The organism is Mesorhizobium sp. B2-4-18 (assembly GCF_006441385.1).
Taxonomy (GTDB): domain Bacteria; phylum Pseudomonadota; class Alphaproteobacteria; order Rhizobiales; family Rhizobiaceae; genus Mesorhizobium; species Mesorhizobium australicum.
On record NZ_VFUW01000004.1, the window covers coordinates 39,339 to 52,071 of the forward strand.

Genomic DNA, 12,733 nt, shown 5'->3' on the forward strand with positions numbered 1-12,733 from the left:
TCGTGCACATTAAATCTCGGTAACGTGAAACCGAGACGGCCGCGAAGCCGATGCAATGATCCGGAGGATTCTGCCTATCGCAGGCCTTCCATCTCGCGGATGCGCCGGGCGCCGTCGGCCTCGAGTCGCCTGGTGACGGCGCCGATCAGCGTTTCGGCGACGACGAAAAGCGCCGCCGAGGAATCCCATGCGGAAGGCACGGCGGTTCGTCCGGCGATGACATGGCGAGCAAAGCGGGCGATCGGCGACAGCCACTGGTCGGTGAACAGTACGATCTGAACGCCGCGCTGATGCGCCTTCTCGGCGAATCGGACGAGGCTGTCCTGGTAGCGCCTGATGTCGAAGATCACCAGCACGTCGCGCTTGCCCATGTCGATCAGCCGGTCACGCCACATGCTCTCCTGGCCGGCGAGGTGAAAGACATCGGGCTGGATGACGGCGAGATGGGCGGCCATGTAGCGCGCCAAGGGGTCGGTAAAGCGGCCGCCGATCAGGAATGTCTTGCCACGCCGCTCGGCAAGCCTGGTGGCAATGTCGGCAAGCTGCTTGTCGGACAGATGCCTGAAGGTCTCGCGCATATTGTCGAGCGTTGCTTCCAGCATGGGCGACACCGTGCCGCCAATAGGCGAGGGCGGATTGAGCGTTCGTATCGCCGGCGATTGCAATTGCGCCGCCAGTTCATCCTGCAGGCTCGACTGGAACTCGGGGTAATTCTGGAAGCCCAGCCGGGCGACGAAACGCAGGATCGTCGGCGAGGAAACGCCGGCCGCGGATGAGAATTCGGCGACTGTCTTCAGGCCGATCATCGGATAGCTCGCGATCAGCGTCTGCGCTGCGCGCCGTTCGCCGGCGGGCATCGCGCCGATACGGTCGGCAATCAATTCGGCAATGTTGGAAATCATCTTTTCCCTACCCTTGGCCCGCCGACGGTCTTTTCCCCAGATCGCATTTGACAAAGCCAAACAAACTGTATGAAATCATCCACCGGGACGCAATGAAACAAAATACGTAACATACGATACAGCGCTCCCAGGGGACGGCAGGACTATGGAGACAGCGCGGCCCGCCAGCCTTGCATCGTCTGATACCGTGAGGGTGACGAACCCCGGCGGATCGAGCCCCTTCGTGCTGACCTGCGATCACGCTTCCAATTTCCTTCCGGCTGAATTCGGCACGCTCGGCCTTGCCGTCGACGACCTGTCCCGCCACATCGCTTGGGATCCCGGTGCTTTGCCGGTTGCGCTGCGGATGGCGCAGGCGCTCGATGCGACGCTGGTCGAAACCCGCATTTCGCGTCTCGTCATCGACTGCAACCGGCCGCTCGATGCGCCGGACCTGGTGCCGCCGGTCAGCGAAACCACTGCCATACCGGGCAATACCGGCTTGTCGGAAAAACAGCGCGCGGCGCGGGTCGCCCTGTCATGGCAACCGTTCCATGGCGCCATCGAGCGCATCGTCGAGGACCGGTTGGCGCGCGGCCAGGAGACCCGCCTGGTTTCCGTTCATTCCTTCACGCCGGTCTATAAAGGCCGCAATCGGCCCTGGCATATCGGCATCATCCATGACGATGATCGCCGGCTGGCGTCGCCGCTGATATCGGCGCTGCAACGGCTCTCAGGCATCACCGTCGGCATCAACGAACCCTATTCGCCGGCCGACCGCGTCTATTTCACGCTGGAACGGCATGCGCGCTCGCGCGGGCTACCCTGCGCGATGATCGAAATCCGCAACGATGAAATCTCCGGCGAAACCGGGCAGCGGAAATGGGCGGATATGCTCACGGGCATTTTTTCGGATCTGGAGCCAGAGGAGGCCAAGGGCTCTCGACGAAGCGCAGTCGGAAAGTCAGTTCAATCGGCCAGCTAAGAACCAACAGGGGAACTCTGACATGACAACACCTGATCACTCTGACAAGTCGGAGGACACAAAAATCCTCCACAGTATGGGCTACGCCCAGGAACTAGCGCGCCGCATGAGCGGCTTCTCCAACTTCGCCATTTCCTTCTCGATCATCTGCATTCTGGCGGGCGGCATTACGTCTTTCCCGCTGGCCATGGCGACCGGCAGCGGTTTCGAGGCGACCATCGGCTGGGTCATCGGCGGCGTCTTTGCGCTCGTGGTCGCGGCGTCTCTCGGCCAGATTGGATCGGCCTATCCGACAGCCGGCGGCCTCTATCACTGGTCCTCGATCCTGGGCGGACGCGGCTGGGGCTGGGCCACGGCCTGGATCAACTTGCTCGGCCTGATCTTCGTCGTCGCTTCGGTGAATGTCGGCGTCTACCTGCTGTTTCAGGGGCTCGTTGCTGGCCCGATCTTCGGCTGGGACACATCGGCCTGGGGCTTCTGGCAACAGACGGCGGCAGTCGTCTTGATTACAGTTACCCAAGGTCTGTTCAATCATCTCGGCATCAAGACGACGACGATGTTGACCGATTTTTCCGGCTACCTCATCCTCGTTGTCGCGGTCGTGCTGACGCTGACCTTCCTGATCTGGGGCGCGCATGGCTTCGATCTCGCGCGGCTGACGACTTTCGTCAACACGACCGGCGATCTCGGTGGTGGCTATGTTCCGACGGCCCGCACCGCACTCGTGGCCTTCCTGATTGGCCTTCTCTACCCGCTTTACACGATCACCGGCTTTGACGCCTCCGCGCATACCGCCGAGGAAACGCACAATGCCCGCGTCGCTGTGCCCAGAGGCATGATCCACGCGGTCCTCTGGTCTCTCGTCTTCGGTTTCGTCATGGCGGTCTCCTTCGTCCTTGCCAGCCCCGATCTCGTGGCGACCGCCAAGGACGGCGGCAATGCCTGGTTCAACCTGTTCAACAATCTGCCGGCGCCAACCTGGCTCAAGGCTCTGCTCGGCATCGCCATCGTGCTGTCGAACTATCTGTGCGCGCTAGCAGGGCTCACTTCGACCTCGCGCATGATCTTTGCCTTTTCGCGTGACGGAGGTCTGCCAGGGTCATCTTTATGGAAGCAGGTTTCGCCGACCTGGCGCACGCCCGTCCCGGCCATCTGGCTCGGCGTCGTTCTGTCGATTGCCGCCACGCTCTATTCGCCGGCTTTCGCGGCGCTGGCAGCCGGCTGCGCACTCTTCCTCTATGTCTCCTACGCCATGCCGATCGCGGCCGGACTTCTTGCGGAAGGAAAGAGCTGGACCGAGTTCGGACCATTCCGGCTCGGCATCTGGTCAAAGCCGTTCGCGGTCATCACCGTGCTTGGTGTTCTGGTGTTGATGTATGCCGGCATCCAACCGCCCTTCGACATCTTGATCAACTATGCGATCGGATTGATCGTTCTGCTCGTCGTTTTGTGGTTCGCCGTTGAGAACCGCCGCTTCCAGGGGCCGCCCATCGGCGAGACGGCAATCGCCAAGCGCAGGGCGACCATCGCAGCGGCCGAAAAGGCCGTCGGCGAATCCGCCTAAACAACCAATCAAGCCGTGGCGGGTTCGCTCGCCACGGTTTTTTGTTCTCGTTCATGTGACAAGCCCGAAACGCCAAGCACTGGAGTGCCAAAGGAATGGCCGGAAGTTTCTCGTTCGATCAGTTGAAGAAAGCGGTCTCCAGCGGCGAGATCGACACGGTGCTGGCATGCATTGTCGACATGCAGGGCCGGTTGGCGGGAAAGCGGTTCCTGGCGCAATACTTCGTCGATTCCGCGCATGACGAGACGCATGGCTGCAACTACCTGCTGGCGGCCGACATCGATATGGAGCCGGTGCCGGGCTACAAGGCGGCAAGCTGGTCGAAGGGCTATGGCGACTTCGTCATGAAGCCTGACCTGGCGACGCTGCGGCGCATTCCCTGGCTGGAAAAGACGGCGCTCGTCATTTGCGACGTGCTCGACCACCACACACATGACGACCTGCCGCATTCGCCGCGCGCCATCCTGAAGAAGCAGGTCAAGCGGCTGAGCGAGCGCGGCTATATCGGCTATTTCGCTTCCGAGCTCGAATTCTATCTGTTCAACGAGACCTACGATTCCGCCCGCAAGAAGCATTGGCAGGGGCTCGATACAGCCTCGCCCTATATTGGCGACTACCAGATCGGCATCACCACCAAGGAAGAAGGCGTCATGCGCCGGCTTCGCAACGAGATGGAAGCCGCCGGCATTCCGATCGAGAATTCCAAGGGCGAGTGGGGTCCGGGCCAGGAAGAGATCAATGTGCGCTACGCCGAGGCGCTCGACATGGCCGACCGCCACGTCATCCTGAAGAACGGCGCCAAGGAGATTGCCGAGTCCGAAGGCAAGGCGATTTCCTTCATGTCCAAGTATAATTACGGTCTCGCCGGCAATTCGAGCCACATCCACAATTCGCTGTGGAGCGCGGACGGCAAGACGCCGCTGTTCTTCGACAGACAAGCCGACTGGACCTTGTCGACGCTCGGCCAGCAATGGGCGGCCGGGCAGTTGAAATACGCCAGGGAATTCACCTGGTTCCTGGCGCCCTACATCAATTCCTACAAGCGCTTCCAGGCCGGCACTTTCGCCCCGACCAAGATCATGTGGAGCGAAGACAACCGCACCGCCGGCTTCCGCCTGTGCGGCGAGGGCACCAAGGGCATCCGCATGGAATGCCGCATCGGCGGCGCCGACCTCAATCCCTATCTCGCCTTCGCGGCGCTGATCGCGGCCGGCCTCGCCGGTATCGACGAGAAGCTGGAATTGCAGAAGCCTTTCGTCGGCGACGCCTATCAGGCTTCTCGTTTGCCGGAAATTCCAAAGACGCTGCGCGATGCGACCGAGACGCTGGCGAAATCGAAGATGCTGAAACAGGCGCTCGGCGAGGATGTGCTCGAGCACTATGTCCACACAGCGAAGTGGGAGCAGTTCGAATACGATCGGCGTATCACGGATTGGGAACTGCACAGAGGGTTCGAGCGGTACTAAAGCTTTATGCAGCTTTATTGTTGACAATGTAGTTAATGTAGCTCATATGAAGGCTGCAAACTGCAATTGTTGGGGAGTTCGCAATGTCCAAATATGCGCCGCTGAAGGAATTTCTGGTCGCCCAGAATGCCGACCGTGTGCCTATGTCGTTCGATGAGATCGAGAGCGTGCTTAGTCTGCCCTTGCCGGCATCGAAGCGATACCCCGCGTGGTGGAGCAACAATCCGAGCAACAATCCCATGACCAGGGAGTGGCTCGAGGCCGGCTTCGAGACCGAATCCGTCAACGTAGGCACTGGCAAGCTTGTCTTTCGCCGCGTTCGCAAGATGCCGACCGGTGACGCCGCACCCGCTGTGCGTACGCACCGTCACCCTGGATTTGGTTTCATGAAGGGCTTGATAGCAATCGAGGCCGGGTTTGATGTCACCAAACCGTTCGATGATGAGCCTTGGGATCGGGGTTATCTGGGCGGTGAAACTCAGGCGCAGCATGGTAAACACGTGATGCGCAAATGAGTGAAGAGCCGAGCCTGCTGCTGGACACGTGCGCGATGATCTTCATTGCAAACGACAGCAAAATCGACCCTCAGGCAAGTCAGAAGATTTCCGACGCGGCCTATGATGGCCGCCTCTATCTCTCGCCGATGTCAGCATGGGAGATCGGCATCGGTGTGGCCAAGGGCCGGCTCAACTTGCCCATAGCGCCGCTCGATTTCGTAGAGCGATTCATTGAGCGCATGTCCGCAAAACTCAGCGCGATTTCGCCGGCTATTCTGATCGCGTCCTCCAACTTGCCGGGTTCGCCCCATGGCGATCCTATGGATCGAATACTGATTGCCACTGCAAGGGCCTTGGACATGGTTCTTGTGACGCGAGACGAGCCCATCCTTCGCTACAGCCGCAACGGCCATCTGCGTACATTAGCCTGCTAAATGGAGCACCTTTTGGAAACCGTAGAACTCAAATCCCCCATCGACGGCTCGATCTATGCGGAGCGGCCGGTCGCTACCGACCAGGCGATCAACGCCGCGGTCGAGCGTGCCAAGGCGGCGCAGGAGAAGTGGGCGCAGACGCCGATCGTCGAGCGCGGCAAGTACATGCTGGCGATGCTGGAAGCACTGGTCGCGATGACCGACGAGATCGTGCCGGAGATCGCCTGGCAGATGGGGCGTCCCGTTCGTTATGGCGGCGAGTTCGGCGGCGTCAAGGAGCGTACCAACTACATGGTCGAGATCGCGGAAGCGGCGCTCAAGTCCGTGCCGGCCTCCAACCCGAAGGACGGCTTCCGGCGCTATGTGAAGAAGGATCCGCTTGGGGTGGTCATGGTGATCGCGCCATGGAACTATCCCTATCTGACAGCGGTCAACACCATCGTGCCGGCGCTGATGGCCGGCAACGCCGTCATCCTGAAACATGCCGCGCAGACGTTGCTGGTCGGCGAGCGCTTTCAACAGGCTTTCGACAAGGCCGGCCTGCCAAAGGGCGTGTTCCAGAATGTCGTGCTCAACCATGCACAGACGGAAAAACTGCTGGGTTCCGGCAAGATCGACCATGTCAATTTCACCGGCTCGGTCGCTGGCGGCCGTGCTATCGAAAAGGCGGCGGCAGGCACCTTCATGACGCTTGGACTCGAACTCGGTGGCAAGGATCCGGCCTATGTGCTGCCCGACGCCAAGATGGACCATGCCGTGGCCAATCTGGTCGACGGCGCCTTCTTCAATTCCGGCCAGTGCTGCTGCGGCATCGAACGCGTCTATGTGCACGAAAAAGTCTATGACGAGTTCGTCGAAGGCTTCATCGCCGAGACCAGGAATTATGTCGTCGGCAATCCGCTGGAGCAGGCGACGACGATGGGACCGATGGCGCAGGCGCGCTTTGCCGACCTGATCCGCGAGCAGAAGGCCGAAGCGCTGCGCAAGGGTGCCAAGGCGCACATCAACATGAAGGTGGCTAACGACAAGGCCGGCTCGCCTTACCTGGCGCCGGAGGTGTTGACGCAAGTCGACCATCAGATGAGCGTCATGCGTGAGGAAAGCTTTGGCCCGATCGTCGGCATCATGAAGGTGCGCAATGACGAGGAGGCGATCGCTTTGATGAACGACAGCCCCTACGGGCTGACGGCCTCGATCTGGACGCGCGACACCGAGCATGCGGTGGCGATCGGCGACCGCGTCGAGACCGGCACGGTGTTCATGAACCGCTGCGACTATCTCGATCCCGCGCTGGTCTGGACCGGCGTCAAGGACACCGGCAAGGGCGTTGCCCTGTCGGCGCTGGGCTATGACAATCTGACCCGGCCGAAATCCTTCCATCTGCGTGAAGCCATCTAATTCGAAAGACAAAAATGTCCAAGCTCATCTCCAAATGGAACTACCCCACCACCGTTCGCTTCGGCGCCGGGCGCATCAAGGAACTGCCGGAGGTGCTCGCGGCCACCGGCATCAAGCGGCCGCTTTTCGTCACCGATCCGGGATTGGCGAAACTGCCGGTCGTCGCCTCGACGCTCAGGATTCTCGACGAGGCCAAGGTGCCCTATGGCGTGTTCTCCGAGGTGAAGCCGAACCCGGTCGAGTCCAACCTCACCGCTGGCATCGCGGTGTTCAAGAAGGGCAAGCATGACGGCGTCATCGCCTTCGGCGGCGGCTCGGCGCTCGACCTGGGCAAGCTGATCGCCTTCCAGGCCGGCCAAGTCAGGCCGGTCTGGGACTTCGAGGATGTCGGCGACTGGTGGACGCGCGCCAACTCCGACGCCATAGCGCCGATCATCGCGGTGCCGACCACCGCCGGCACCGGCTCGGAGGTCGGTCGCGCCGGCGTCATCACCAACGAGGAGACGCATACCAAGAAGGTCATCTTCCATCCGAAGTTGTTGCCGGCGATCGTCATCGCCGATCCGGAGCTTTCGGTCGGCATGCCTTCCTTCATCACCGCCGGCACCGGCATGGACGCGCTTGCCCATTGCCTCGAAGCCTATTGCGCGCCGGGCTACCATCCGATGGCCGACGGCATTGCCGTCGAAGGCATACGCCTGGTGTTCGAGAACCTGCCGAAGGCTTATGCCAATGGCAAAGACCTCGTCGCCCGCGCCCATATGATGAGCGCGGCCGCCATGGGCGCCGCGGCCTTCCAGAAGGGGCTGGGTGCCATCCACTCGCTGTCGCATCCGATCGGCGCGCTCTACGACACCCATCATGGCATGACCAATGCCGTGTTCATGCCATATGTGCTGGCCTTCAATCGCGACTCCATCGAGGAGCGTATCGCCCGGCTCGCCGCCTATTGCGGCATCAAGGGCGGTTTCGACGGCTTCGCCAAGGCTGTTATCAAGCTGCGCAAGGAGTTGAAGGTGCCGCACGCGCTGCCGGGCCTGATCAAGGGGCTCGACATGGACAAGAAGCGCAAGGGCCTGATCGCCGACATGGCGGTGGTCGATCCGACGGCCGGCGGCAACCCGGTCAAGCTGACCAAGAAGGCGGCGCTGACACTGCTCGAAAACGCCATCGCCGGGACGGTCTGAGGCCGGTTCCTGGATGCGGAAGTTGATCGGGAAACGAGGGGAAAGGAGAGGGGAAGGGGCGATATAGGGGCGGATTAATGATTAGCCGGAAAATTAAGTGATGGCTAATTGCTACAGTCCGTTAAAAAGAGTTAACTTTTCACGCTGCGAGGCGCCGGTTTCACAAAGCTTTCATCTGGCTGTCACACGAAAACGATACCGCATCGCAGACGTCCAACGGCGTCAGTTCAATGGAGAGAACACATGTTCAAATTCACGGGGAAAGTGCTTTCCCTTTCGGCCGCGACCCTGATGGTGTCGTCGGTGATTTCGTCCGCCGCTTCGATGGACGATCTCATCAAGGCCGCCAAGGCCGAAGGCCAGCTCACCACGATCGCCTTGCCGCATGACTGGTGCGGCTACGGCGACGTCATAGCCGGTTTCAAGGCGAAGTATCCGGAAATCACCGTCAACGAACTCAACCCCGACGCCGGCTCCGGCGACGAAGTCGAGGCGATCAAGGCCAACAAGGACAACAAGGGTCCGCAGGCTCCTGATGTCATCGACGTCGGCCTGTCCTTCGGCCCGACCGCCAAGGCCGATGGCCTGTTGATGCCATACAAGGTGTCGACCTGGGACTCGATCCCGGACAGCGCCAAGGATGCCGATGGCGCCTGGTACGGAGACTATTATGGCGTTCTCTCGTTCATGGTGAACAAGGACCTGATCAAGGAGTCGCCGAAGGACTGGGCCGATCTCCTCAAGCCCGAATTCGCCAACGCGGTCGCCGTCGCCGGCGATCCGCGCGCTTCGAACCAGGCCATCCAGGCCGTCTACGCCGCAGGCCTTTCCGGTGGCGCGGCTGCTGGTGAAGCCGCTGGCACCGCCGGCCTCGACTTCTTCAAGAAGCTCAACGCCGCCGGCAATTTCGTGCCGGTCGTCGGCAAGCCGGCAACGCTTGCCCAGGGCCAGACCCCGATCCTGATCAACTGGGACTACAACGCGCTCGCCGGTCGCGACACGCTGAAGGGCAACCCGCCCGTCGACGTCATCGTGCCGAAGACCGGCGTTGTCGCAGGTGTTTATGTGCAGGCGATCAGCGCGTTCGCGCCGCACCCGAATGCAGCCAAGCTGTGGATGGAATATCTCTATTCCGACGAAGGCCAGATCGGCTGGCTGAAGGGCTATTGCCACCCGATCCGCTTCAACGATCTTGCCAAGAACGGCAAGATCCCCGCGGACGTTCTGGCCAAGCTGCCGCCGGCGGAATCCTACGCCTCGGCTGCCTTCCCGACGCTCGACGAGCAGGGCAAGGCGAAGGAGACCATCAGCAAGAACTGGGACGCCGTTGTCGGCGCCAACGTCAAGTAAGGCTTGAAATCCACCGGGCGGCCGCGAGGCCGCCCGGCTTCCCCTCGAAGACGGTAGCCGGCGCATGACCGATCTTACGCTTTCAAATCAGTCCGTTACCACCAAGCCCGCGCCGCCGAACGAGGCGACCACTTTCCGCTTTCCGATGCAGTGGATTGGCGTGGCGCCTTTCTTCATCTTTGTCCTGATGTTCCTGATCCTGCCGACGATCTATCTCGTCCTGGGCGCTTTCCAGAATGGCGACGGTCAGCTGACGCTGGATAATATACTGCAGCTGGTCAGCGATCCCTCGATCAGCGCTTCCTACTGGGTTTCGATCAAGATCAGTTTCTGGTCGGCGGTCATCGGTGCCTTTGCCGGGCTCGCGATTGCCATCGCCATCGTGCGCGGCGGGCTTCCCAACTGGACCCGCTCGGCGACCCTGACTTTTTCGGGCGTCGCCTCGAATTTCGCCGGCTTGCCGCTGGCCTTCGCCTTCCTGGCGACCCTCGGCCGCGTCGGCATCGTCACAACGCTTCTGCGCGACGTTCTCAATGTGAACATCTACGCGATGGGCTTCAATTTCCTCACGACATCGGGCCTGATCGCGGTCTATCTGTTCTTCCAGATTCCGCTGATGGTGGTCATCATCGTGCCGGCCATCGACGGCTTGAAGAAGGAATGGGGCGAGGCCGCCGCCACACTCGGGGCCACCCAGTCGCAGTATTGGCGCATGGTGGTCATCCCGGTCTTGTGGCCGAGCTTCCTCGGCACCGTTATCCTGTTGTTCGCCAATTCCTTCGGCGCCATCGCCACGGCTTATGCGTTTGCCGGCCCGGCACTCAACATCGTTCCCATCAAGCTCTATTCGCAGATCAATGGCGACGTGCTGCACAACCCGCAGCTCGGCTATGCCATCGCCTTCGGCATGATCGTCATCACGGGCTTGGCCAACGTCTTCTACATCTGGTTCCGGACCCGGTCCGAAAGGTGGCTCAAATGAAGTCGGGCAAATTCTGGGCCTGGGTCGTCTTCATTGTCGGCGCGGCCTATTTCTTCATTCCGCTGATGGCGACTGTCGAGTTCTCTTTGCGCATGCGCCGCGGCGTCCATTCCTTCGACGCCTACCAGATCGTGCTGGGCGACGCTCGCTTCCAGTCGACCTTCCTGTATTCGGTGGTAGCGGCCGTCTTCACCATCATCCTCGGCGTGCTGATCGTGGTGCCGGCGGCATACTGGATCCGGCTGCGCCTGCCGCAGCTCAGGCCGATCGTCGAATTCATCACGCTGTTGCCGCTGGTCATTCCGGCCATCGTCATCGTGTTCGGCTATATCAGGATGTACGGCTCGAATTCCCCGCTGCCGTTCCTGGGCAGCAATATGGGCGCCAATGCGCTGCTGGTGATCGGCTATGCGACGCTGGCTCTGCCCTACATGTATCGCGCCGTCGATACGGGGCTGCGCACCATCGATGTGCGGACATTGACCGAAGCAGCGCAGATCCTGGGCGCCGGCTGGGGCACGATCATTGGCCGGGTGATCCTGCCCAATGTCCTGATCGCCGTGCTGTCGGGCGCCTTCCTGACCTTCGCCATCGTCATCGGCGAGTTCACCATGGCGAGCCTCCTCAACCGTCCGGCCTTTGGCCCGTATCTGCAAAACGTCGGCGCCAACCGCGCCTATGAACCGGCAGCCCTTGCCATCATCGCCTTCGCCATTACCTGGGGCTGCATGTCGCTCATCCAGATCCTGTCCCGCTTCGCGCCGAAATCGGCGAACCGCCCGAATTGATCGAAAAGCACTGACCTGAGAGAAAAAGCCATGGCCGAGCCATTCCTGTCCATCCAGCATGTGCGAAAGTCCTACGGGTCCAACACCGTGGTGCAGGATTTCAGCCTCGACGTCGAGCCGGGCGAGTTCGTCTCGTTCCTGGGGCCATCCGGATGCGGCAAGACGACGGTGCTGCGCATGGTCGCCGGCTTCGAGGAGCCGTCGGCCGGCAAGATCGTCGTCGCCGGCAAGGACATCACGCGGCTGAAGCCCAACCAGCGCAATGTCGGCATGGTGTTCCAGGCCTATGCGCTGTTCCCGAACCTGACGGTGGCGCAGAACATCGCTTTCGGGTTGAAGGTTGCCGGTATGCCGAAGGCCGACGCCGACAAGCGCGTCGCCGAGATGCTCGACATGATCAGGCTGCCGCAGATGGCGGACCGCTATCCCTATCAACTCTCCGGAGGCCAGCAGCAGCGCATCGCGCTGGCGCGTGCTATCGCGCCGAAACCAAAGCTCCTGCTGCTCGACGAGCCGCTGTCGGCGCTGGACGCCAAGGTGCGCGTGTCGCTGCGCGAAGAAATCCGCTCGATCCAGAAGAAGCTCGGCATCACCACCATCTTCGTGACCCATGACCAGGAAGAGGCGCTGTCGATCTCCGACCGCATCGCCGTCATGTATGGCGGCAAGGCCGAGCAGGTCGCGACGCCGTTCGAGATCTACAACCGGCCGGCGACCAAGTTCGTCGCCAATTTCGTCGGCACGCTGAACGTGCTCGAAGGCAAGGTCACCGACGCCGCCTCCGGCAAGGTGCAGGTCAATACGCAGGAAGTCTCGCTCAAGGGCAAGCTCAACGGCTCGAAGTCCGGCGACACGCTGTCTCTGGCGCTGCGGCCCGAGGCGATTTCGCTCGGCCGCCAGCCCGGCCGCGACTCCAGCCTGACCGGAGAGATTTCCGAAGTGCACTTCCTCGGCTCGGTTATCCGGGTCCGTGTCGGCATCGGCGGCAACACGGTGTCGCTCGACACGTTCAACAACTCCGCCACCCCGCCGCCCGCAGTCGGGGAGAAGGCCGAGATTTCGTTCTCGTCGAGCGATATGCTGGTGCTGCATTAGGTAGTCCCGCTGTCGGAAGGCGCTCCCAACCGGGCGCTCCAGCCGTCGGGATTTCTCATGCTGTCGGCGGACGACACAGTCCGTGCCAGAGGTGTCCCTGTTGTTT

General features: G+C 61.5%; 12 protein-coding genes. 11 read left to right on the forward strand and 1 reads right to left on the reverse strand.

Annotation, left to right across the window (positions count from 1 at the left end; translation table 11 throughout):
- Positions 1-74: 74 nt before the first annotated feature.
- The gene (locus FJ527_RS10885; protein WP_140823099.1) at positions 75-902 is read right to left on the reverse strand and encodes a MurR/RpiR family transcriptional regulator; all 828 of its coding nucleotides are present in this window, start codon (positions 900-902) and stop codon (positions 75-77) included.
- A 145-nt stretch (positions 903-1,047) separates the two neighbouring features.
- Between FJ527_RS10885 and FJ527_RS10890 the strand changes: the two genes are divergently transcribed.
- The 11 genes from FJ527_RS10890 to FJ527_RS10940 all read left to right on the forward strand — a co-directional run bounded on the left by FJ527_RS10890 (position 1,048) and on the right by FJ527_RS10940 (position 12,627).
- Complete coding sequence (locus FJ527_RS10890; protein ID WP_140823100.1) at positions 1,048-1,866, forward strand: N-formylglutamate amidohydrolase; 819 nt, start codon at positions 1,048-1,050, stop codon at positions 1,864-1,866.
- A gap of 22 nt (positions 1,867-1,888) precedes the next feature.
- Entirely contained in the window at positions 1,889-3,430 is a 1,542-nt protein-coding gene (locus FJ527_RS10895; RefSeq protein ID WP_140618746.1) for an amino acid permease, read from the forward strand.
- A gap of 95 nt (positions 3,431-3,525) precedes the next feature.
- Positions 3,526-4,896 carry a glutamine synthetase family protein gene (locus tag FJ527_RS10900; protein WP_140823101.1) on the forward strand — a complete coding sequence of 457 codons (1,371 nt, stop codon included), beginning with the start codon at positions 3,526-3,528 and terminating at the stop codon, positions 4,894-4,896.
- A gap of 83 nt (positions 4,897-4,979) precedes the next feature.
- Positions 4,980-5,411: a hypothetical protein gene (locus FJ527_RS10905; RefSeq protein WP_140793298.1), complete on the forward strand. Its 432-nt coding sequence runs from the start codon at positions 4,980-4,982 to the stop codon at positions 5,409-5,411.
- Positions 5,408-5,827 carry a type II toxin-antitoxin system VapC family toxin gene (locus FJ527_RS10910; RefSeq protein ID WP_140793300.1) on the forward strand — a complete coding sequence of 140 codons (420 nt, stop codon included), beginning with the start codon at positions 5,408-5,410 and terminating at the stop codon, positions 5,825-5,827. The genes FJ527_RS10905 and FJ527_RS10910 overlap by 4 nt, the downstream gene beginning before the upstream one ends.
- Entirely contained in the window at positions 5,828-7,225 is a 1,398-nt protein-coding gene (locus FJ527_RS10915; protein WP_140618740.1) for an aldehyde dehydrogenase family protein, read from the forward strand.
- A 14-nt stretch (positions 7,226-7,239) separates the two neighbouring features.
- Complete coding sequence (locus FJ527_RS10920; RefSeq protein ID WP_023770536.1) at positions 7,240-8,412, forward strand: iron-containing alcohol dehydrogenase; 1,173 nt, start codon at positions 7,240-7,242, stop codon at positions 8,410-8,412.
- Between the two features lie 243 nt (positions 8,413-8,655).
- Positions 8,656-9,762: an ABC transporter substrate-binding protein gene (locus FJ527_RS10925; RefSeq protein WP_015315809.1), complete on the forward strand. Its 1,107-nt coding sequence runs from the start codon at positions 8,656-8,658 to the stop codon at positions 9,760-9,762.
- A gap of 145 nt (positions 9,763-9,907) precedes the next feature.
- Positions 9,908-10,744, forward strand: coding sequence for an ABC transporter permease subunit (locus FJ527_RS10930; protein WP_181165828.1), 837 nt, complete (start codon positions 9,908-9,910; stop codon positions 10,742-10,744).
- Positions 10,741-11,532: an ABC transporter permease gene (locus FJ527_RS10935; protein WP_015315811.1), complete on the forward strand. Its 792-nt coding sequence runs from the start codon at positions 10,741-10,743 to the stop codon at positions 11,530-11,532. Before FJ527_RS10930 ends, FJ527_RS10935 begins: the two co-directional genes overlap by 4 nt.
- Before the next feature lie 30 nt (positions 11,533-11,562).
- A complete protein-coding gene (locus FJ527_RS10940) occupies positions 11,563-12,627 on the forward strand; it encodes an ABC transporter ATP-binding protein (protein WP_015315812.1) in 1,065 nt (354 codons plus the stop codon).
- Positions 12,628-12,733: the final 106 nt, after the last annotated feature.

Bases quoted from the DNA above. Each gene is read 5' to 3' on its own strand.
- FJ527_RS10925 (WP_015315809.1), top strand. From the start codon at position 8,656: ATGTTCAAATTCACGGGGAAAGTGCTTTCCCTTTCGGCCGCGACCCTG.
- FJ527_RS10895 (WP_140618746.1), top strand. From the start codon at position 1,889: ATGACAACACCTGATCACTCTGACAAGTCGGAGGACACAAAAATCCTC.
- FJ527_RS10930 (WP_181165828.1), top strand. From the start codon at position 9,908: ATGCAGTGGATTGGCGTGGCGCCTTTCTTCATCTTTGTCCTGATGTTC.
- FJ527_RS10910 (WP_140793300.1), top strand. From the start codon at position 5,408: ATGAGTGAAGAGCCGAGCCTGCTGCTGGACACGTGCGCGATGATCTTC.
- FJ527_RS10915 (WP_140618740.1), top strand. From the start codon at position 5,828: ATGGAGCACCTTTTGGAAACCGTAGAACTCAAATCCCCCATCGACGGC.
- FJ527_RS10900 (WP_140823101.1), top strand. From the start codon at position 3,526: ATGGCCGGAAGTTTCTCGTTCGATCAGTTGAAGAAAGCGGTCTCCAGC.
- FJ527_RS10890 (WP_140823100.1), top strand. From the start codon at position 1,048: ATGGAGACAGCGCGGCCCGCCAGCCTTGCATCGTCTGATACCGTGAGG.
- FJ527_RS10920 (WP_023770536.1), top strand. From the start codon at position 7,240: ATGTCCAAGCTCATCTCCAAATGGAACTACCCCACCACCGTTCGCTTC.
- FJ527_RS10935 (WP_015315811.1), top strand. From the start codon at position 10,741: ATGAAGTCGGGCAAATTCTGGGCCTGGGTCGTCTTCATTGTCGGCGCG.
- FJ527_RS10885 (WP_140823099.1), bottom strand. From the start codon at position 902: ATGATTTCCAACATTGCCGAATTGATTGCCGACCGTATCGGCGCGATG.
- FJ527_RS10905 (WP_140793298.1), top strand. From the start codon at position 4,980: ATGTCCAAATATGCGCCGCTGAAGGAATTTCTGGTCGCCCAGAATGCC.
- FJ527_RS10940 (WP_015315812.1), top strand. From the start codon at position 11,563: ATGGCCGAGCCATTCCTGTCCATCCAGCATGTGCGAAAGTCCTACGGG.